This window comes from Xenorhabdus hominickii (assembly GCF_002632725.1).
GTDB lineage: Bacteria > Pseudomonadota > Gammaproteobacteria > Enterobacterales > Enterobacteriaceae > Xenorhabdus > Xenorhabdus hominickii.
Window position 1 is genome coordinate 13,715 of sequence record NZ_NJAI01000002.1, and the last position, 22,014, is coordinate 35,728.

14 protein-coding genes and 2 pseudogenes are annotated in these 22,014 nt (G+C 39.0%); 11 read left to right on the forward strand and 5 right to left on the reverse strand.

Annotation, left to right across the window (positions count from 1 at the left end; all coding sequences use genetic code 11):
* The 3 genes and pseudogenes from Xhom_RS07295 to Xhom_RS36490 all read left to right on the forward strand — a co-directional run.
* Positions 1–130 (forward strand): IS1 family transposase (locus tag Xhom_RS07295; RefSeq protein WP_244590775.1); only part of this gene is annotated, 130 nt, incomplete at its 5' end.
* A gap of 155 nt (positions 131–285) precedes the next feature.
* A pseudogene (locus Xhom_RS36485) lies at positions 286–1,166 on the forward strand (conjugal transfer protein TraG N-terminal domain-containing protein).
* 225 nt (positions 1,167–1,391) lie between these two features.
* Entirely contained in the window at positions 1,392–1,799 is a 408-nt protein-coding gene (locus Xhom_RS36490) for a conjugal transfer protein TraG N-terminal domain-containing protein (protein ID WP_244590777.1), read from the forward strand.
* A 256-nt stretch (positions 1,800–2,055) separates the two neighbouring features.
* Here the strand turns inward: Xhom_RS36490 and Xhom_RS07305 are convergent.
* Positions 2,056–2,943 (reverse strand): annotated as a pseudogene (locus Xhom_RS07305) (IS982 family transposase).
* A 365-nt stretch (positions 2,944–3,308) separates the two neighbouring features.
* Here Xhom_RS07305 and Xhom_RS07310 point away from each other — a divergent pair.
* Positions 3,309–4,553 carry a multidrug effflux MFS transporter gene (locus Xhom_RS07310; protein ID WP_169928408.1) on the forward strand — a complete coding sequence of 415 codons (1,245 nt, stop codon included), beginning with the start codon at positions 3,309–3,311 and terminating at the stop codon, positions 4,551–4,553.
* A gap of 5 nt (positions 4,554–4,558) precedes the next feature.
* A complete protein-coding gene (locus Xhom_RS39865) occupies positions 4,559–6,820 on the forward strand; it encodes an ATP-binding cassette domain-containing protein (RefSeq protein WP_069316707.1) in 2,262 nt (753 codons plus the stop codon).
* Positions 6,821–6,916: 96 nt separating this feature from the next.
* Here Xhom_RS39865 and Xhom_RS07320 read toward each other — a convergent pair whose 3' ends face one another.
* From Xhom_RS07320 to Xhom_RS07335, 4 genes are read right to left on the reverse strand one after another with little or no spacing between them, the layout of a single operon-like run.
* Positions 6,917–8,941, reverse strand: a complete 2,025-nt coding sequence (locus Xhom_RS07320) for a chorismate-binding protein (protein WP_069316706.1) — start codon at positions 8,939–8,941, stop codon at positions 6,917–6,919.
* Positions 8,942–8,990: 49 nt separating this feature from the next.
* Entirely contained in the window at positions 8,991–9,620 is a 630-nt protein-coding gene (locus tag Xhom_RS07325; RefSeq protein ID WP_069316705.1) for an isochorismatase family protein, read from the reverse strand.
* A gap of 25 nt (positions 9,621–9,645) precedes the next feature.
* Positions 9,646–10,431 carry a 2,3-dihydro-2,3-dihydroxybenzoate dehydrogenase gene (locus Xhom_RS07330; RefSeq protein WP_069316704.1) on the reverse strand — a complete coding sequence of 262 codons (786 nt, stop codon included), beginning with the start codon at positions 10,429–10,431 and terminating at the stop codon, positions 9,646–9,648.
* Entirely contained in the window at positions 10,428–11,597 is a 1,170-nt protein-coding gene (locus Xhom_RS07335; protein ID WP_069316703.1) for a 3-deoxy-7-phosphoheptulonate synthase, read from the reverse strand. The genes Xhom_RS07330 and Xhom_RS07335 overlap by 4 nt, the downstream gene beginning before the upstream one ends.
* 711 nt (positions 11,598–12,308) lie before the next feature.
* Between Xhom_RS07335 and Xhom_RS07340 the strand changes: the two genes are divergently transcribed.
* From Xhom_RS07340 to Xhom_RS07360, 6 genes are all read left to right on the forward strand, one after another.
* Positions 12,309–14,147, forward strand: coding sequence for a non-ribosomal peptide synthetase (locus Xhom_RS07340; protein WP_069316702.1), 1,839 nt, complete (start codon positions 12,309–12,311; stop codon positions 14,145–14,147).
* Positions 14,137–18,531 carry a non-ribosomal peptide synthetase family protein gene (locus tag Xhom_RS07345; protein WP_069316701.1) on the forward strand — a complete coding sequence of 1,465 codons (4,395 nt, stop codon included), beginning with the start codon at positions 14,137–14,139 and terminating at the stop codon, positions 18,529–18,531. The genes Xhom_RS07340 and Xhom_RS07345 overlap by 11 nt, the downstream gene beginning before the upstream one ends.
* A 9-nt stretch (positions 18,532–18,540) precedes the next feature.
* Positions 18,541–18,930: a nuclear transport factor 2 family protein gene (locus Xhom_RS07350; protein WP_069316700.1), complete on the forward strand. Its 390-nt coding sequence runs from the start codon at positions 18,541–18,543 to the stop codon at positions 18,928–18,930.
* A 141-nt stretch (positions 18,931–19,071) separates the two neighbouring features.
* A complete protein-coding gene (locus tag Xhom_RS07355; protein ID WP_069316699.1) occupies positions 19,072–19,536 on the forward strand; it encodes a MarR family transcriptional regulator in 465 nt (154 codons plus the stop codon).
* Between the two features lie 263 nt (positions 19,537–19,799).
* Entirely contained in the window at positions 19,800–19,964 is a 165-nt protein-coding gene (locus Xhom_RS30110) for a hypothetical protein (protein WP_169928410.1), read from the forward strand.
* A gap of 508 nt (positions 19,965–20,472) precedes the next feature.
* Complete coding sequence (locus tag Xhom_RS07360) at positions 20,473–21,390, forward strand: integrase domain-containing protein (protein WP_069316698.1); 918 nt, start codon at positions 20,473–20,475, stop codon at positions 21,388–21,390.
* Positions 21,391–22,014 lie beyond the last annotated feature (624 nt).

The following is a 22,014-nucleotide window of genomic DNA, read 5'->3' on the forward strand; positions in this document are numbered from 1 at the left end:
AGAGAGAACGAATTTAACTCAGCGTACTCGAGTAAAAAGACTGAATAGAAAAACTATCAGTTATTCAAAATCCGAAGAAATGCACGATAAGGTGATAGGAACTTTTATTGAGCGTGAGTACTATTTTTGATATTCAATCTAACTATTTAATACATGACCGAAAATCTGGCAGAAGACAACACACCAGCCAGCACACCGTACCACGCTGATACGGATGATGGTGGCTAGCCTCCTGTTTATCCTGCTGGGTGAGTATGCCCTGTCAGGCAATATTGAGGGGACACGATGACGGCCAACAGCTATCTGGAATATTTTCTGACATTACTCGGCTGGGTCATCAACAATGGCCTGTGGCACATATTGATTGCCACTGGGCTGTTTACACTGCCGTTAGTGATAAAAATCATTTCGGTCTGGCTGAAAGTACGGGAGTGTGGCGAAGAAGACGGCAATGCCGGATTACAGTCGCTGGCCCGGATTGAAAACACCCTGTACTGCGCGTTCTTCGTGATGGTGGTGTGTTGTGTGCCGCTGGTCAATGTCAGCCTGACCACCCTCCAGTATGACCAGTCCCGTGCCAAAAGTTGTGGCACCTGGACACCGACAGCGCCGGACAACAGCGGTTATGCGCCGGTGATGTCCAACCTGAACAACCAGACAGCGGCCGTGCCGCTCTGGTGGGCGGTGGTGCATCGGTTATCCAAGGGGTGACACAGGCCGCGGTGGCGTCCATTCCCTGCCGGCCGGATCTGCGGCAACTGCGTTTTGACGTGCAGCACACCCGCATCAATAATCCGGCACTGGCGGCGGAGTTGCAGGATTTTACCCACGATTGCTATGCCCTGGCACTGTATCAGTGGAAACAACGTGATCAGGAGCACACCACCGATCCGATTATTTTGAATGATATCGGCTGGCTGGGCAGCCGCACATTTTTAGCCGGGGATTACCAGACGCTGCAATCCCGCACACCCCGGACTGACTTTCCTTGGCAGGAGAGCCGGGACAACGGGCGGCCTTATACCGGGCCGGACGGTTACCCGACCTGTAAAGCCTGGTGGTCAGCCGCCCAAACCGGTCTGAAAGACCGGGTACTGGCGCAGGCCGATCCGGGGTTGTGGCTGCGCCTGTCAGCGACACTGAAAATATTGGGTAAAAACACATAGGCTTATCAGGAAGCGGTGATCCGCCGTCTGATCAGCCCGGTTAATCTGAGTGTTTCACAGGACAGGTATGTTTATGCCGGGTATGGCGGCAACGCGGATCCCACTTTGTTGAACGGTGCTAACCGAATCGGTGCCTCGGCAGGGACGTTATTGGGCGGATTACTCAGTATGCCCATGTTCGATACGGTGCGACAGGCGCTGCCGATGATGTAGGCGGTGATCCTGATGGTGTTGTATATCCTGATACCCCTGATTTTGCTGTTTGCGGCGTATGAGTTTAAGACCGTTTTCACGCTGACGTTCGTCATCTTTGCATTGAATTTTTTGACTTTCTGGTGGGAGCTGGCGCGCTGGCTGGACAGCCATTTGCTGGAAGCGCTGTACGGCTCGGAAACCCACAGCCTGTTTAATCTGGCGGGCATTCAGAACACTTCAGACGATTTAATCATGGGGCTGGTGATGGGTACGCTGTTTATTGTCCTGCCGATGGTCTGGCTGGGCGCATTAGCGTGGGCCGGTGTGCGGATGGGCGATGTGGCCGGTGTGATGAGCCAGGGCGTGGGGCAGGTCAGGCAATCCGCAGGCATTTTCGGGCAGATGGTGATGCAGAAGTTTATGCCTAAGGGAAAGTAGCGTGTAGTAAAAATGAACAGCTGAAGTCAGATCTCTCTCACTATCTAATACAGGGGGGAGATTCTGTTTTGTTTGAAAAACAACCGTTTTTCGGTTAACCTGATTAGTTTTATTGAATGAGGGAAGAAAAGCATATTTTTCACGTAGGAACGTCTTTTTTGAATAAAAAATAAACCACTATAAAGTATAGTCCCGTTTTTCTCTTTAATACTACAACTATAGGTCTCCGCAAATTATTAACTAACCTGAGATCGGTTTAAGCCATCACCCGAAGTCCTGTTTTTTCAGCGCTTGTGATATTGAGTGATGGCTTTTTGGGTTTTAAGCAATAAGCGATTAATCCACCTAATAAATTCAGCATGAAGCCATGCAAACTACGATGGCGGGAATGCTCAATTTGTGTGACATTCTTAAGCTGATCATTGATGGTTTCGATGATGAACCGTTTAGCCAACATGGCTCTATCCCAAGCCGCTAATAACCTGGGTTTCATGTTTTTCCGTTGCCCTGTAATTAAGGTTATTCCTTCTGCTTTTAAGTCTTCCGTTAATGCCTTGCTGATATAGCCTTTATCCGCATAAAGTTTATCTAAAAGTCCTTTTGATAATTCTCGAACCGGTGTTCTATCATCAACATTCGCGGGGGTGAGTTTTGCCGCAACAATTTCACCAAGATGATTAATAACGAGGTGAAGTTTAAAACCCTAGAACCCTCCCATCGTTCCTTTTCCTCTCGCCGCCGTCTCTTTAAACACTTTATGTCTTGGTATTCTGAGGTTGTGACACACTTTAATACGGGTTGAATCAATAAATTCAATGCCTGTCGGCTTGCCTTTAAGATGCGTAAAAAACGAACTCAATGGGATAAGTACCGTTGGCATGACCTCAAGAAAACGGGTGTAGCTGAGCAATGTAGGAAACGCTTTTCTATGATATAAATAAATGAATCCAAGATAAAAATTCTTGAAATCACGCTGATGTGACATATGAAAAGCAATAATAATGGTCATAATTTCACTCGTACTCATTCGTCCTTGGCGTAAGCGTTGACGTTCACCACTCTCAATCAGGTACTTTTGCCATTGAGGCATAAAAATCTGACAAAAATCGTCGACATGACAATATAAGTTGACTAAATTACGCATAGCGGGTTCCTTTGTGAGAAGTCATTCTTGGTCGAAAGATCTGATCACAGAACTCGCTTTTAGTTCCCTTCTTTTTATCCCGAGTTCAGGTTAACTATTGATTTTTTATATTTGGTTGAAAATACGCAAAAGCTACATAATTTCTAGATTTGCAGCGATATAGGTCGCAGCTAATTTAATAACGTGCTATTAAATAATTGCTAAATTAAAAAACTATGCAATTTCAATTGGTTTTATAAAGTATTTATCATCAAAAATATATTATTTACAATAGTATCACCAAGAAAACAGGTGAATAATTTCTAAATGGAAATCATTTACCTGTAGTGTTATAGTCTTCAGAACATATTTATTATATGAGATGAATGACAGTGAAAAAAACAGAAAATATACTAGATGAAAATTGCTTAGATTTGAATGTATCACTTTACTCAAAAGGCGAACTGGGATTCAAACTTGTTTTGATTTTGGGGATGTTGAGTGCTATTGGGGCTCTTTCGACTGACATGTACCTTCCTTTATTTCCCGCTATGTCTCATGCACTAATCACAACTCAAGCAGGTGTTCAATTAAGCTTAACGTCATTTATGGTTGGCCTCGCGATTGGACAATTAATTATTGGCCCTTGGTCGGATGTGATTGGTAGAAGAAACCTTCTATTAGGTGGTATGGTTTTGCTAACAGTAGCATCAATTGCTTGTTCATTTTCTTCAAATATTGAGATGTTAATCATTAGTCGTTTTTTCCAAGGGGCTGGTGGTGCGTCAGGTATTGTTTTGACACGAGCCATTGTTTCTGATCTGAGCTTTGGTAACAAAGCCGCATACTATTTCAATCTGATGCTAGCGATACAAGGTGTAGCTCCGATCGTTGCTCCTTTGATGGGGGGCATTGCTGCACATTTTCCGTGGCCAGTTGTATTCGTCTTTTTAGCGGTTATTTCACTGATACTTACCGTCTTAGCATTTGCTTACGTGCCAGAAAGTTTACCAAATAGAGCAGCATATAGCGGGATTAGGAACAGTGTACTTAAACAGTTTTTCAAACTGTTTAGAAATAAAATCTATATGGGATATACGTTAGTATTCTCAGCCACCTTTGGTGCATTGTTTGCCTACATTTCAGTATCGCCTTTTATATACCAGTCCATGTTTAATTTCACCCCAGGATTTTTTTCTATTGTGTTCGCAATTAATGCTGGGATTATGATGTTCAGTAGCATACTTAGTGCTAGGTGGGTTGAACGGATCGGCGCTAAAACGCTTGTCATAGTTGGTGTTGTAACAACTTTTGTCTTATCTTGTTTGTTACTGATTGTACATTATCTCAGTGTTTATCAACTTGAGTTAACTACAGCCATTTTCATGATGCTTATGTTCACAATGGCGTTAATTTTCGGTAATGCAGCCAGTTTGGCATTAACAGCAGTTCCTGATTTAAGAGGAGCCGGCTCTGCTGTCCTTGGTGCTCTTCAGTTTGGAACGGCTTCTTTGACAGCATTTTTAACCGGTCTTGGCAAGTCAGTATCTCTGTTTCCTGTGTCTATTGTGTTAATCGGGTGTGGGATTATCACTCTATTTTCCTTAATATTAGTACGTGTAAGGAGATAAATGAAGTGAGAGGTCATAAACAAAATACAATTGAAATTATTGGTGCTAGGCAAAATAATCTTAAAGGCATTAATTTGCGTATCCCTAAAAATGTCATTACGGTATTTACCGGTGTTTCTGGCTCAGGTAAAAGTTCTTTGGTATATGATACAATTGCAGCTGAATCTCAAAGACAACTTAATGACACTTTTCCACCTTATATACAACATCGGTTACCATACTATGGTCAACCGGATGTGGATGAAATAAATAACCTCACTACTACAATTATCATCAACCAAAAGCGTATCGGTGAAAATGCCCGCTCAACGGTTGGTACAGCCTCAGATATTTATACCTTACTACGTCTCTTATTTTCCAGAATAGGTACACCATTTATCGGGTATTCCAACATTTTTTCTTTCAACCACCCGTTAGGAATGTGCCCACATTGCGAAGGATTGGGTATTGCCAGCACAATAGATGTTAATAAGCTGGTGAATGAAAACAAATCGTTGAATGAAGGTGCAATTGAATACGCCACATTTGCACCAGGTACCTGGCGATGGCGTAGGTATACTCACTCTGGTTTGTTTGATAATAATAAGAAAATTGCCGATTACTCTACTGAAGAGCGTCAGATTCTATTGTATGAGGATAATATCACTCCAGAAAACCCATCTTCAGATTGGCCTAAATCAGCTCGATTTGAAGGGATTATTCCCAGATTTACGCGCAGTTATCTTATGAAAAACAACAAGGAGTACAAAAGTGAAGAGTTTCAGGGCATTGTTTCAATGAAACAGTGCCCTGCCTGCCATGGTCAACGGCTTAATAAACATATACTATCGTGTTTAATTCAGGGAAATAGTATCGGCGATTGTATTAATATGCCGATTATTGAGTTAAATCAGTTTATAGCAACACTAAATATCCCTTCTGTTAATACGCTGATTAATGCTTTAAAAGAACGTTTAGTATCAATGTGCTCTGTTGGTTTGGGGTATCTGAATCTTAACCGCCCAACGGCAACATTATCAGGTGGAGAGTCCCAACGGCTAAAAATGGTTAGACACTTAGGCAGCAGCCTTACTGGAATGACTTATATTATTGATGAACCTAGCACCGGATTACATCCAGCTGATATTACAAAACTGAATACATTGATCCAGCAACTGCGTGATAAAGGCAACACTATTTTAGTGGTCGAACATGATCCCGATGTTATTAAGATAGCAGATCATGTGATTGATTTAGGTCCTGGCGCAGGTGATAACGGTGGAACGATCACTTATCAGGGGGATCTAAACGGATTACTCACTTCTGAAACATTAACAGGAAAATATCTTTCTCAGACAAACCATCTCAATCGAAATCCAAGAAAACCGATTAGTTATATCTCTGTTAAAAATGCAACGCTACATAATCTTAGAGGAATCTCTATTGACATTCCATTGGGAATCATGCTCGTGATTAGTGGTGTGGCAGGCTCAGGAAAAAGTTCCCTGATTCTGGGGGAAGTTGTCTCGAAATGTGCCAGTGCTGTCGTTATTGACCAAAAACCTATTCATACTTCGAAACGTTCTCATATTGCATCGTGGAGTGGTATTTTTGAATATATTAGAGAACGTTTTGCCTTGGCCAATAAGGTGGATAAATCGTGGTTTTCGCCAAATGCCAAAGGAGCGTGTTCTGAATGTAAGGGATTGGGTATCATTGAAACTGATTTGGCTTTTATGGATTCGATAACCTTACCTTGTGAGGCTTGTCAGGGACAAAAATTCAATCAACAGTCCCTGAATTATAAATACAGAGATAAAACGATTGTTGAGCTTATGGATATGAGTATTACTCAGGCATCAAATTTTTTTTCGGGAGACAACCAGATCCAGCCAACATTAGAGAATATTCGGGATGTAGGGTTAGGTTATATGCGCCTTGGTGAATCGCTTGACCATCTGTCTGGCGGAGAATGCCAAAGACTAAAACTGGCATCTTACCTTAATAATGAAAGTGACGTATATATTTTTGATGAACCAACAACCGGACTTCATCCTTCGGATGTAGCGGTACTTATGACGTTGTTTCGTCGCATTGTCGAACAAGGAAACTCTGTTTTGATCATTGAACATAACATAAAAGTTATTGCAGAAGCGGATTGGGTGATTGATTTAGGAGAAGGTGCAGGAACTGCGGGTGGAAAGGTGATGTTCAGTGGCACACCACAAACGATGTTTGAAAAGGGTAATTCATTGACTGCTAATTACTTACGTCAGTATTGCAAATAAATAAAGTGTCAATTGGTTCGGAGTGTGGGACAATCAAGAGTATCATTGCTATGATATACCAATTGTCCCAACAACATATTATAAATAATATGTTGTTTATAATTTATTGATTTTCAGTCCTTTATCTGCGTAACCTATCGCGTTATTAATCATCCAGTTATAAATAGGAAATGCATCAGTAGTTAAAAAAGACTCATTATGAAATTGTATTGATGCCACATTATTAGATTTCAATGCAATAATTTCATTTTTACCTAATCGTTCAAGATAAACCAATCGATTGTATTTTGGTGTAAACCAGTGTGGTAATTTGTGCATAGCGGCAAAACTATTATAAAATCCGACATGATGAGCCATACTTTCAATGGCTATTTTATACTGTATTCCTTGCCGTGTTTTGGAAAGCCGTCTGATAGGTAAACCAAATTCAGCACAAATAAGTTGATGTCCTAGACAGGTTCCAATTAGTGGTAAATTTTGTTTTAAACGATTTGTAATCAGTGTTCGTCCCGTTACCATTTTGTCGTGATTAACTGAGTTTGGATCTCCTGGCCCTGGACCAATAAAAAGGATATCAGTTTTACCTGTATTCATTAATTGAGGTAAATGTATACCAGATTTAAACCATGAAACTATCGTTACATCATGTCCTATATAACGTAGTTGGTGAGCAATCATCTCAGTAAACGAGTCTTCCATATCAATGAGTGTAATGGAGGGAAGAGAATTAGCCGTCAATGCAATTTTTTTAGAATTACCTAACCAAAAGGAAGATGCTTTATGATTTCTTTGTCGTAACTTCGTAGCGATATTACTCAGCACATGTTCAGATAAATGGAGATTGTTGGTTGTATTAACATTTTTTTTCTCATCAAAAAAAGAGCTCATTAAACCACTCAATTTTGCTTTGGTTTCTTCAGCTTCATTTTCTGAAACTGAATCACGAACAATTGTTGCCCCTGATGTCAATCGGAAATGTCCATTTTTCATAATATCAGCAGCTCGGATTAAGATAGCAGAATCCAGATAACGTTGGTTATTCTTAACGCCAATCATTCCGATAACACCACTGTAGTATCCACGACCACGATTTTCCCAGCGTTTAATAACTTGAGAGGCATTTTCCACAGGGCTCCCGGTCACTGTTGGTGCGAACAATGACTCTTTCAGGATAGTTTGAATTGTCTGTGATGTTGAACCACGGATAAAATATTCCGTATGTGCAACTTGAGACATCATTTTTAATTGAGGGCCAGTTACCGTAATATCACTGTCACATATACGGCTCATCATTTTTAGTTCCTCATCAACGACCATGAAGAGTTCATTCTGTTCTTTTTTGTTGTTGATAAAATGGTATAAAGCCTGTTCTATTCTTTTTTCTGGATATTTTAATGTGCCACTTATTGGATTCATGGTAACATCTTCACCATCCACTAGAATATGTTGCTCTGGACTACTGCCGATAAGATAACGGTCACCAGTATAAACAATCCACGTCCAATAAGAACCGCATTCATTGATTAATAATCGATTAAAGAGGGAAAGGGCATTTTCCAATGAAAAGTCTTCAATATCACCTTCTAAACTTCTCGATATAACAAAGTTACTGCCTTCTCCAGCATTAATCTCATCGTTGATCACATGTTCCACCATCTGACGATAGTCTTGATCTGTGATATCGAAATGTATATTAGTTGACTTTATTGGTTTACTATTTTCAATGAATCCCCAATTTTTTATTTGATAACGAGTTTGTTTTTCGACACTCATGATAATGACAGGTTCGTTATCGTTATGGCATGCAAACCCTTTTTCAGAGATTTGATTGAATGGAATTATAATTAATTGAGAAGCATCCAGTTCTCCGGAGATTGTTATATCTATTGTGTCGAAATCGTCTGGTTTCGATGAAAGAGTTGGTTCCAGTGAAATTGGTTCTAGTTCTGAGATTGAATGGGTGTATTTTATTTTTCCTTCAAATAATAAAAAAGAGTCTTTAGCATCAGATAACGGGCGATAAATACATGCAAAAGGCTCATTCGTCTTAACTAAGCGGTTAAATAGATTTTTTTCATCATTTGATTTAAGTTCTTTTTGTGGTAATTCTGTCAGTGACATCATTCCCCCTTATAATCTGTTTTATCAGGCTTTTTAGTCTCCCGATGTATCATTTTAGGTTTGCAATGATTTGCTCTGTTGATGCCACTACAGAGCATATTTCTGCAGCTATATTCAACGCGATATGGTGTTTTTCCTCCGAAAAATCTGCCACAGCATCTGATACAAAGAAAGTTTCGATATCATATGAATAAGCATCAATAGCGGTTGTCAGACACCCTATATGTGCATACACTCCACAAATGATCAGTTGATTGCGGTTCAAATTTCTTAAATTGTGTAGCAGATTAGATTTGAAAAATGCACTGTAACGCCACTTAGTTAGTATAGTTTCACCTTTAATAGGAGCCAGTAGTGGAATAATTTCCCGATGTTCATCTTTTGCTTTCATGCCTTCACCCCATATTATTTTTAATAATCCTCGTTGTTCTGGGGTCATACTGCCGGGTTGAGCAGTATAAAATACAGGGATATTAAAATTTCTAGCGATGCTCAATAGTTCATGGATGTTGTTGATGACACTATTTATCGGACTGGCTTCAGTTTCAAAAAAATCTACAAAGTATTTTTGCATGTCATGAATCAATAAAGCGGCGCGATGCTGATTAGGAAGCCAATTTGCTGCTGATTTGGGTAAATCTGTATATTTAGGCAGCGGGTATGATAATATTTTTTCCATTTTATATCTCTTTGTTTGCTATGGACTAACAGCAACCTAATGCTGCACCACCATCCACCAATAAAGTTGATAACGTAGTTTGACTGGATTCTTCACTTAGATAGAAACAAACAGCTGCGGCAATTTCATCTGATGTGGCAATTTTGCGTAGAGGGATACCTATACGAAATTGCTCTGGATTACCGTTCAATGTGTGGTTTTCATCATTCTCGTTTTCCCACATACTGCGTAGCATTGGTGTATCTGTTGAACCGGGAGCAACAACATTACATCGGATTCCAAATGAAGCTACCTCTAACCCAAGCGCATATGTAAAGGCTTGGGCCGCCGCTTTTGAAGCACAATATGCAGCCATCGTTGCCCTAGGTACTCGTGCAGCATTTGAAGCAACAGTCACGATGCTACCTTTTTTTTGCTCCATCATATAACTGGCTGCGGTTTTGCTGACGTTGAATACTCCTGTCGCATTGACAGCTATGATATGATTCCATGCATGAATATCTGTATTTTCAACAGAACCGTGATGTAATACACCAGCACTATTCACCAAATAGCCAATTGGCCCAAGTTGCTTTCTGATTGCAAGAAATGTGCTCACAACTTGTTGAGGTTCAGTAATGTCCAAAGGAAAACCGATAATTGGTTGAGAATATTCATGGTTGAGTTTGTTCACTAGAGATTGTAAGACATCAGCCTGTTTATCAATAAGTGCTAAGATTACTCCTTCCATCGCCAATCGTTTGGCGATGGCTTCTCCGATACCACCACATGCACCGGTAATAACAGCAATATACTTTTTGTCAAATGTCATAATGTTTCCTGATTAATTGTCCATTGTTTAATTAGCTCAATTGCTTGTATTTTATTTAATCGTGGGTCGCATATAATGTTTGATAATTCGGATTCATTAGGACTGAAGCCGCAACCAAAACATTCAGCGATATCTTCAGCCGTCGTTTCTAAATGAATTCCTGCACAACAAGCATGGCGTTTAGCTAATTGAGTTTGAAAACTTGTGACTTCATTAACCATCTCTTCAAAAACTCGTTGTTTGTTTCCATTCTTTGTTTTTGTTGTATTTCCATGCATGGGGTCACACATCCAAAGCACGGGAATACCTGTCTCTAATACAGAGTCAATGAGAGGGCTGAGTTTATGAATATGTTTATAACCAAAACGAGTGATAAATGTCAGCCTTCCAGGGATTTTGTGCGGATTGAGTTTTTGACATAGTCCAGTGATTAAATTAGGAGATACTTTATCGCTAATTTTACAGGCTATGGGGTTATCTATATTTGATAGCATCTCAACGTGAGGACTATTTAAATCTAGGGTACGCATTCCTATCCAAGGCCAATGGGTGCTGGCAAGATATTTCTGTCCATTAGATGTAGTTCTCAACTGAGAATATTCGTAGTCCAATAATAAGGCTTCATGGCTTGTCCAGACTTGTAAATTCATATCTGGTCTACTTTGAATATAGTCATCAATCGTAGACAGGGTTTGTGAGGCAGCGTGATAACTGCTCAACATCCGTTTGGGATCATTTATTCTGGCATCCAAAACAGGTTCTGGACTATTTATACAGTCACCGCGCCATACAGGTAATGTTATATTCTGATATTTTTCAAATCCATTAGAGCGTGGTTTTGCATATTGTCCCGCAATACGACCAACTGTTATTACCGTTTTATTCAATAAAGTAGAAAAGATTTCAGATAAATCATGCAAAAAATCTATTTTAGGGGCAACTGATTGTTTGTCACATTCAATAATTCGTTCAGCACAATCACCCATTTGAATTATCACTGCTTTGTTTAACCAAACTTTTTCCAATTGTCCATAAAGATGCGTCAAATTTTGATGATTAATCAATGGAGGAAAATTTAATAGTTCTTTTTTTATGGCATGTAATACTTCCAAGTTTTCCCAAGTTGGCTGCTGCCATGGTGAATTTATGGTTTCTATTTTTTTCATTTGTATGATACTCCATGTCCCTAATAATCAAGTGTGAATTAATAACTCACATTTAAGATTGTGTTATCTATTATTAACCTGATGGTGGTTTCGAACTCTATCTATTAGTTTCAAACCGTATAAAATCAGGGCTTGTGACGATAGAGATCGACGAAGGTTAATAACATTAAGATAAATCGAATAAATATCGATAAAATACATAAGAGTGAGAAAAATATATTTTAAGGTTCATTGATTTCAAAACTACAAACTATGACATCAAGATAGCTTTTGAAATAATCATGGAGAATACATAAACAAACAATCATAGATAGAATTAATGAGATGAATCATCCATAACTTAACCATGACTTGTCAACTATTAAATAAAATTTATTATATTTAATTTTAGTATTCAATTGATTTTAAATGATTTAAATTTTTACTCGTGGTGTGTTATTTGGTTTATTGTTTTGTTTTGGAAATCATTTGACTGGTTTTACAATTACATTGTAGACTTTGATTCACTAACATCTCAGACAGTAGATAGAAATAAATTCAAATGGGCATACATTGTTTAAATATAACTTTAAGAAACTAAATTAGTTTTTAGGGGCTAATTCACCGAAACTTATGGTGTAACTTTATGGTTTTAATATTATTTTATTTACATCGAGTATTCATTATATCTTAGTTATTTTAATTCATATTGAGTATGAGAAGGATTCCTGCATGATCAAAAAACAGGTTAATCAGTTGTACACTATACCAAATATTTTGAGTGAAATAGTAAATAAACACTCTAATAAAACAGCGGTAATATTTAATTTAAAAGCATTATCCTATTGTGAGCTTTGGGAACAATCAACTCAAGTAGCATTTGTTTTACAAAGGATGGGAGTGAAAAAGGGGGATAAAGTAGCAATTAATATAGCACGTAGCCTTGAATTGTATATAGTATTGATAGCAATAATAAGATTAGGTGCTGTTATTGTCCCATTAAGTAATTCATTTAATAATGTTTCAAAGCAGTATATGGCAGATTGTATCAAGGCTGCTGATGCTAGTTTATTGATTGCAGATACTGATCGTCTCGAACTATCTGATTTTGAAAAAAACAATTCAAAATTAAATTCTTTAAAAGAAAATTGTTTTTTTACTCCTACAGAAAAACTTTTTTATCAAGCCAGAGATATAAATCACATACCAATAGAATTTGAATTCATATCCGAAGTGTTAGTTGAAACAGACCCAGCAATAATATTGTTGACATCAGGCTCAACAGGTAAACCTAAAAGTGTTATTATTCGTCATTGTGGTCTAACTCGTCTTGCAATCCCTATCAGCCAGTTAGGTAATACAGAAAATGACCGTTATTTACAACTTGCAGATCCATCATTTGCTGCGAGCGCTAATGAAATTTGGATAAGTCTTCTGACCGGTGCCACACTAGTTATTTATCCAAAAGACGTTCCAGATTTAGAAGAAATAGATAATATTATTAGCCATCATCATATTTCTATTCTTTTTTTATCTGGAGGATTATTCCGGTTATTTGTAGAGGTTTCTCCTGATACTATACATAAATCTGATTGTGTTATTGTTTCAGGTGATTTTATTAACCCTCGACTATTTTCCACTGCAGCTAAAGCAGGTAAAGGACGAATATTCAATGGAATGGGATGTACAGAAAATTCGGCTATTACTTCTGTTTATCAGGTATGTCCCGATGAAATATTTGATGCTAATTCGCCAGTTCCTATTGGTTGTCCATTGCCTCTCGTCAATATGGTCGTGCTGGATGAAAATTTAGAAATTTGTACTTCGGATATGCCTGGAGAACTCTACATCAGCGGCTCAGGGCTTGCGGAAGGATATTCAGATCCTGAATTAACCAATGAGAGTTTTGTCTGGTTAGATATTAATGGCAATTACGAGCGCTATTATCGTACTAATGACCAAGCTAAAAGAGATAAATTCGGTAATTTTACATTGCTAGGACGTAATAACCACATGTGCAAAATTCGTGGTTTCAGGGTCGAAATCACCGGAGTGGAACATACACTACGTTCACATCCTAAAATTGAAGATGTGATTGTTATTATAGAACAGACAAATAATGAATCTCTGTTAAATGCCTGTTATTTGAGTAAATCAGATTCTCTATCCAGTACCAATCTCCGTGAATTTATGAATTCAAGGTTACCATCATACATGGTTCCAGAACGGTATACACAGGTTAGTTCTTTGCCAATGAATAAAAATGGTAAACGTGACCGAAATAAAATGGCACAAATTATTGCTGATGGAATGAACTCACAACAAGATGATAACTTAGAATCAAAAATTCTCTCAATATGGAAAGAGATCACAGGTTATAAGAATCTTGATCCAGCAACTTCGTTTTGGGAACAGGAAATAAATTCTCTTCATCTCATAAAGTTAGCCTCTCTTGCCAGTAAAACTCTTGGTATGAATATTTCATCTGCCGATGTATTTTCCGTAGATAGTGTAAAAAAATTAGCAGATAAGCTTGAAAAAAACGATTTGGAGAGAAAGAATGGGCAATGAATCATTGAAGAAATCAGTAAAGAATACATGGAATAACAGAATATATATACCCAGTACACAAGGGCAAAAAGGGTTATGGTTACTTGACCAGGTACTGAGTCAGTCCGAAAGTTACAATATCCCATTACTTATAGAAGTGGGAACTCAACTAGATCATAGCTTATTGGAAAAAGCTGTCACTCAATTTGCTGAAGTCACTCCTGTTTTACGTACACACTTTGCATTTCATCAAGCTCAGCTCTATCAAGTTATAGAACAACCCTATCATATTCACATTACGAACAAAACTATCACTGAAGCGAATAATCCAGAAAAAATTATTCAAAAAATGGCTTCAAAACAATATGACTTGGCAAAAGGACCGTTATTCGATATCTGTTTGATAACAGGGGAGTTAAATCAGTGTTGGTTGGCGTGTTGTTTTCATCATATTATCTTTGATGCGCCATCAGTAACTATTTTTATAAAAAATATACTAGAATGTTATTCTCATTTAGTTGAGAGTAAAGAATTTAATTATCTAAAAACCAGTGCTGATTATTTAGAGTTTACTCAATGGCAAAAAGAACAATTAAATAAACCTGAAATTTCTACCATGAAAGACTATTGGAAAGGGGTACTGACTCCGTACCCCTCTATGATAGATCTCCCAACTGATTACCCTAGGAAGGAGTGCAAAGGAACCAAAGCAGGTTATCATAATTTGCAACTTAGCAATGATGACGCAGTGAAAATATCTCAGCAGGCAAAAAGTCTTGCAATGACCCCTTTCATGTATATGACCATGTGCTGGCAGTTTTTACTGTATCGTTTATCTGGCCAAAAAGATATCACAATTGGTATTCCTTTTGCGCTGAGAGATAACAGTGAATTTGAAAAAACTGTGGGGTATTTGGTTAACACCTTACCATTTCGATCTCATTTAAGCTTGAGTAGTACAGTGAATCAGTACGCAGAATCAGTCCGTAACCGCTTTATTCAGGCACACCTTAATAAGCAATTGCCGTTTACTGAGATTGTTGCGAATACAGGCCAGAATTTTGGCTTAGATAACCCTGTGTTTCAAACATTACTTGTCAACCTCGATAATATCAATAGTTCATTACAGGATTTCCCTTACTCAATAAAGGTAACCGAGCAGTATATTCAATCTGCTAAATATGATTTAACGCTATTTGTTGAAACGGGTAAATCTTATCAGTTAATTATGGAATTTAATTCCGAACTATTTAGAGATAGTACCATCCAATATTGGCTGAAGTTATATAGACAAACGGCTTTATGTATGGGAGAGTGGGCTGAAAAGACTTTGGGTGAAATTGAAATACTCACTCAAGATGAACAGCTATCCATCGTAAATCGTTCAAGTACTCCATTAACTGATATGGACAATCCATGTTTTATTGGTGAAATAGAGAAATATGCAAAAATTCATTCGAACAATATTGCATTAATAACACGTCATGGTCATTGGACTTATGGGTGGTTAAATCATCGCTCTAACCAACTAGCCGAATTAATGTATAAAAATCACACAGTCGGCGTAGGTTCACGCGTAGGTTTATTTCTAAACCGAAATGAAGATTCTATTGCCGCTTTGTTAGCCATTTTAAAAACTGGTGCATCTTATGTTCCCATTGATCCCGATTATCCCCAAGAACGTATTGAGTATATGCTCCGAGATGCGGCAGTAGATTGTGTCATAACCACTAGTGAATTTGTCACAACATTATCTACAACCATCCATAAGGTTGTGTTATTAGATGAAACGGTATTTATACGGAATGTTAACTGGCAATCGGTACAACGGAATCCTGAAGATGAGTTATATGTTATCTACACTTCAGGTTCTACAGGGCAACCTAAAGGGGTTCGTTTACTGAATAAGACACTATTCAATCTTCTTACATGGCAAAAAGAGATCACTATTTGTACTGAAGGTGATTGTACACTTCATTATATGTCTTTATCTTTCGATGTTTCTGTACAGGAGATATTCAGCACTTTATGTACTGGCGGAAAATTATATATTGCAGATGAAGAGGAACGTAAGGATTTACATCACTTACAAAGAATCATTGAGTTAAATAAGATCCGTCGAGCATACTTTCCCTATGTGGTACTTCAACATTTGGCTCAATTAACAGCCTCGAATAAAGCTCAGTTATCCATGCTTGATGAAGTTTACTCAACAGGTGAACAATTGGTTCTTACTTCAGATATTAAACATATGTTTAATACCAGCCGAAGATTGATTAATCTTTATGGTCCTTCTGAAAGCCATGTTTGTTCTGCTTATGTCATGCCGGCAGATATATCTTCGTGGGGAGACTGTGCATCAATAGGCTATCCACTACCCGGATTTACAATGCTTGTATTAGATGAACACAAACGTATGGTTCCAGCCGGTGCCGCAGGCGAGCTTTGGATCATCAGTGATTTTCTTTCTCCTGGATACCACAACAAAGATCATGAAACTCAAGCACGATTTTTAACCGAAAATTGGCTAGGTACACTGAGCCAACATGCTTATAAATCTGGTGATTTAATAACACTCAAATCCGATAATTCATTTAAATATCTTGGTCGTTTGGATAATCAATTAAAAATCCGAGGATTCCGCATTGAGCCATCAGAAATAGAAGCAGTTATCAATTCATTGAATGGAGTGAAAGTATCTGCTGTCCTTGGAAAGGAAATATCAGTAGGTAACAAAATTTTGGTAGCTTTCATAATTACAACCGAACCATTAGAACGTGTTGAATTGTTAGCTAATCTACGCAGTCATCTACCAGATTATATGGTTCCCAATGAGTTTATATTTCTGTCTGATCTTCCAACTACTCCTAGTGGTAAAATTGATCGAAAAGCACTGCATCACATTGACATTACGAAAATAACGAATGGTGTTGAAAAAGAAAATATTGATGAGGTTCTGACTTTAACCGAGCAAACAGTAAAATTACTTTGGCAAGACGTTTTTCCTAATCGAGATATTAACCTAGGAGATAATTTCTTCAATATCGGAGGGCATTCGTTGTTAGCAACACAGTTAGTATATTTACTGCGTAAGAAATTTAATGTCGATTTTCCGCTTAAGTTACTATTTAACTCTGCTACTTTACGTAATATGGCAGCGGCTGTTGATATGTATCTAAATAACGATAAAAAATCAGATTATGACATAAAGAACACATTTATTAACGATGCTTTCATCCAACATGATTGGACATATACGCAACAATTAAATCCGTCAATGAGTAGTGATGTGTTACTCACAGGCGCTACTGGTTTTTTAGGTATCTATCTGCTTAGGGCTTTACAGCAACAAATTACGGGTAGAGTCATTTGTTTAATCAGGGCCAAAGATAATAGTGCTGGATTGAAACGTATAATAGAAAATGCTCACCGCTATGGCATAGATCAACACATTGATTTTTCACGTGTTGAAATTGTAGTGGGGGATATTTCCAAAGCGAAATTTGATCTAACAGAGGTTGAGTATCAATCATTATCGGAAAAAGTATCTAAAATATATCATGCAGCTGCTCATATTAACTTTGTTCTTCCATACAGTTCTGTTAAGGGAACAAACGTCGATGGTATCGTGGAAATCATTAATTTTTGTTGCCACCATGAGCGCAAGAAGTTGGAGTATATTTCTACTATTGCCGTCTTTGCTCCGGATTATCTCAAGCAGCCAATAACAGAGGATAGTCCCCCTGACTATCCGAATTCACTATCTATCGGTTATACACAAAGTAAATGGGTGGCTGAACAGTATATACAGCAGGCTAGATCTCAAGGAATTGACATCAATATTTATCGGATAGGCCGTATATCAGGTGACAGTGTGACCGGTGCATGCCAAGAAGATGATTTTCTATGGTTACAAATTAAAAGCTTTATTCAAATGGGAATGGCACCACACCCTGAATTGCTAGCTACTGATTTATTGCCGGTTGATTTCGTCAGTCAGGCCATTGTAGGGTTATCATCCTCTAATAAGATACATGAGCATCAAAACTTCCATTTATTTCATCCGAAAGGCACGGATTTTACCCCAGTATATCTGGCTATTACACGAGCAGAGTATGATATCATAACGGTTTCTGAGTCAGCATGGCTAGAAAAACTCGAACAGATGGTTGTCAATGGTGATGACGTAGCTCTGGGATCACTGATCCATCTTTTTAAAGAAAATGCTTTAAATACTGGTAATAGTATCTATAACAACCGAAGTACACGCGAAGCTATCAAAGTCTTAGGCCTCGATTTTCCAGATATTAATGTAGAGACTTTCTCAAAATTAATTTCTTATTTTATGAATAAAGAAATCATACAGTCATATCAAACTGAAAGTAAACAACATATAAGACACTAAGGAGAAATGATGTTTAAAGTTGTATTCGATAACTACATAGAAGCAGTTTTGGAAAAGTCACCAACAAAACTTGCTGCTCTATTTTGTGTAGATGGCATTCTGAGGTTACCATTTCGTACCAGTCGCGATACAATTGAGAGCCAGTCACAGATACTTGAGCATTATTCAGCAAGTTTTGGTCAGGCACCTCTGATTTTTACTTCCGTTCAGGATGTAGAACTGTACTCTACAGATAATCCTAATACTTTTGTTGTTGAATATCGACTGAATGGTAAGACTTTGCCAGATAAAAAAGATTTTTATTGTTTGTATGTTAATGTTTTTAAATTGAAAAATGATAAGATTAAAAAATTACATGACTATGAGGATGTCCTTAACCGAGCAGCTATTTTCTCTTAATTTTAGTTGTTCTTAACCGTAAAATTAAGTAGATAGTTATAAGCCTGTTCCATAAAAATTGCTTTCCTTTATAATTTTTATTTATGGGACAGGTAGTTAATTCGATTTATTATCCAATACTCAGGTTGTAAAAGAACTCATATGACAACAGATAATCAAGATACTTGTGATACTACTGTAACACCATTTGAAGATGCACTAGGCCGGCTTCAGTGTGTCCTTGTTGCGAGAAGAACCATTACAAACCCAGAGGGTATTTCATGGGCAGAATATGATACTTTATATTTACTTCGGCAGTATCAACCGATGAACCCTACTGAAATTGGCGAGAAACTTGGCTTTGCTCGCTCTAAAATGTCTAAAATTCTGAGATTGCTAAAAGATAACGAATTTATTAAACAAGAAACAGGGAAAAATGATAAACGCGAGATGGTCACTAAATTGAGTCCAAAGGGGCTAATGTTTTTGCAGCGTGTTGAATCAAATAGGCACAATATGGCTGATATTGTGGAGTCTAATATGTCCCAAGGTGAAATAGCTATATTTACAGAACTTTGTCATCGCGCTGCAGACCTTTTATATGCACAAACATTAATTAATGATTGAGGGTTAAATCTTATGAAAATGAAATCACATTTCATAGAAACTAAAGATGAATTGCTGAGTGAACATATTAAGAATAGGTATGATAGGAGTTCGAATTGGTTGGATATACTTAGTGAAAAATAAAGGGACACATAAGACAAAATTTGACCGTTTCTGATGTAATTGCTAGTATCTTTCTTGTTATCTTGATGATCTTATCGCCTGTAAGGATTGCCTTCGGGTGGCGAACAAAGACTCCTATAGCCTGAAAGGGAGTGCATGCCATGCGGTACATCTGCGCACTTTTGGAAGCAGATATCCCCGGACACCTAACCCATCGTCTGGAGATGAAAGTTTCCCGGTATTCAACCGGCTACCTACATAACCGGGCAGAACATTCACTGTCTGATGCGGAACGAGACCGTTTTCATTGGTCCCCCCTTCACTGACCGTTTCAATACATCACGGTAAACGTCCCGAATATTGCCGCGGCGTCACTTGTGTTTAAGCGAAGCGATTACCAAGTGACGCCGCCGGGCGGCCAACATCCATAGCCCATCCAGTCTGGATTTACGACCGATTTGAACCCCGCATTACTCAGTGAAACCACTCAAAACAGACCATTAACCGTCATTTTGTTTGATTGATAAACGATCGTCATATCGGATTTTCAACTTACTGCCTGATAGCAGGCTGATGCAGTAAAGATTAAGGAGAAATGAATCACGTCAAGATAATGAGGTGTTCACCCTGAGTAACATCAGGCACTGAACGGGGAGCATGTCATCGCTGTGCTGAGCACGTCGCGAGCTCCTGCAATAACTCAACACAATCCCGCCCTGCTACACATTATCTGACGCACCACGGAACGGTGCACCTGAACCGACACGCAGGGAATTGTTTTAAAAAACGACTAAAAATGAATAAAACAAACACAAAGTAGCAGGAGAGGCGAGAATGGCGCAGGGATCGACACGTTCAAAGGTTGAGCAGTTCAGAAAAGCCTTTATTACTCATGCCCGACAGGCGGTCGGGAGTTTTGTCACGGTGGCGGATCGTGAGCGGATTGCCCGGCACTTCCTTGATTATTTAAAAAACAATGGCATCAAACTCCGGCAAATGGATAGCCTGAAGGTGAAATATATTGAGCGCTATATGGCTGAGCGTAAGGCCAACAATATCAGTCACCGGACACTGCAAAATGAGATATCGGTGCTGCGAGCCATTTTAACGCAGGCGGGAAAGCACAAGCTGGCTGATCCCGAGAATGCCCGCCTGAGTAACCGGGCATTGGGTATCGCTGATATGAGCCGCAAGGGAACAAAGATGGCCCTGACACCGGCTGCGTTCCGGGACATTTTTCAGCAAGTGGAGCCAAAAGACCGGCGTGTCGCGGCTGTGATGCAACTGGCGTATGTGCTGGGACTGCGTACTAAAGAAGCGGTGGAAGCCTATAAATCGTTAACGACCTGGAAGAAAGCACTGGAAAACGGGCATCCCTCCGTGCGGGTGGTGTTCGGCACTAAAGGCGGACGTCTACGGCAGACGGTCATATTGGATCGGGAAGCCTTGCAACACTCGATTGCCTATGCGGAACGTGAGCAGGCAGGGCGCAGTGGCAAATTGATTGATAAACCCAGGATCACGCAGGCCATCGACCGTTACCGCTATATTGTCAGACATGCAGGACTGTACGGCAATAAAGCGCCACACAGTATGCGTTATCATTTTGCTCAACAATCCGGGGAGCATTATATAGCGCAAGGGTTTAGCGAGCGGGAAGCGCTGGCGCTGGTCTCGATGGATTTGGGGCATGGCGGCGGGCGTGGGCGCTATATCCGGCAGGTGTATTACCAGAATATTGAGGGCGAATAAGCTGTATTGGGTCATACACGGTTTACTGCTTTGGTCATTGGAATACGAGCAAACCAACTTTGACACTTAGCCGATTATTCACATGTTAGCCCTAACCCGTTTCTGGACAGAACTGCTTTAGAAGCATTGCCTTAACTCAAGTAGTCTGGATTAAAAAAGATGGAAAATTTGAATTAATAAAAACAAGGTTCTCTCCGTCAGCATGTTTTTTGTCTTGCAAGTAGGATGCGTTCATATAGCCAACTATACCCTATGGATTTCGAGTTGCATCGCGGCGGCAAGTGAATGACAAATTCGTCGGGAACGAATTTGCCCAGCCAAAGGCTGGCCTCCGGTGAAAGGCAGGAGCCTTTCATTAATCCTCGGGAACATAGATAATCGTATGTTTATAAAAACGGTGACCGGGGTGAGTGAGCGCAGCCAACAAAGAAGCAACTTGAAAGACGACGGGTATATATTAACAATTACCGCTTCTACACCGGTGAACATCAATAAATGGATTTCAAGATACAAGAGTACGGCTTGGGTCATGTATTAAATAGTTAGTTGTTGTGATATGCTTCCCGCCTTTTAAGGGTAAAGCATGGCCAAAGCTGACGTCTATTGCCGTTATTGTCACAAATC

Coding starts and splice junctions, on each gene's coding strand:
- Xhom_RS07340 (WP_069316702.1), top strand. CDS start 12,309: ATGATCAAAAAACAGGTTAATCAGTTGTACACTATACCAAATATTTTG.
- Xhom_RS07335 (WP_069316703.1), bottom strand. CDS start 11,597: ATGAAAAAAATAGAAACCATAAATTCACCATGGCAGCAGCCAACTTGG.
- Xhom_RS07350 (WP_069316700.1), top strand. CDS start 18,541: ATGTTTAAAGTTGTATTCGATAACTACATAGAAGCAGTTTTGGAAAAG.
- Xhom_RS07360 (WP_069316698.1), top strand. CDS start 20,473: ATGGCGCAGGGATCGACACGTTCAAAGGTTGAGCAGTTCAGAAAAGCC.
- Xhom_RS30110 (WP_169928410.1), top strand. CDS start 19,800: ATGCGGTACATCTGCGCACTTTTGGAAGCAGATATCCCCGGACACCTA.
- Xhom_RS07330 (WP_069316704.1), bottom strand. CDS start 10,431: ATGACATTTGACAAAAAGTATATTGCTGTTATTACCGGTGCATGTGGT.
- Xhom_RS07310 (WP_169928408.1), top strand. CDS start 3,309: ATGACAGTGAAAAAAACAGAAAATATACTAGATGAAAATTGCTTAGAT.
- Xhom_RS07325 (WP_069316705.1), bottom strand. CDS start 9,620: ATGGAAAAAATATTATCATACCCGCTGCCTAAATATACAGATTTACCC.
- Xhom_RS07320 (WP_069316706.1), bottom strand. CDS start 8,941: ATGTCACTGACAGAATTACCACAAAAAGAACTTAAATCAAATGATGAA.
- Xhom_RS07345 (WP_069316701.1), top strand. CDS start 14,137: ATGGGCAATGAATCATTGAAGAAATCAGTAAAGAATACATGGAATAAC.
- Xhom_RS36490 (WP_244590777.1), top strand. CDS start 1,392: ATGGTGTTGTATATCCTGATACCCCTGATTTTGCTGTTTGCGGCGTAT.
- Xhom_RS07355 (WP_069316699.1), top strand. CDS start 19,072: ATGACAACAGATAATCAAGATACTTGTGATACTACTGTAACACCATTT.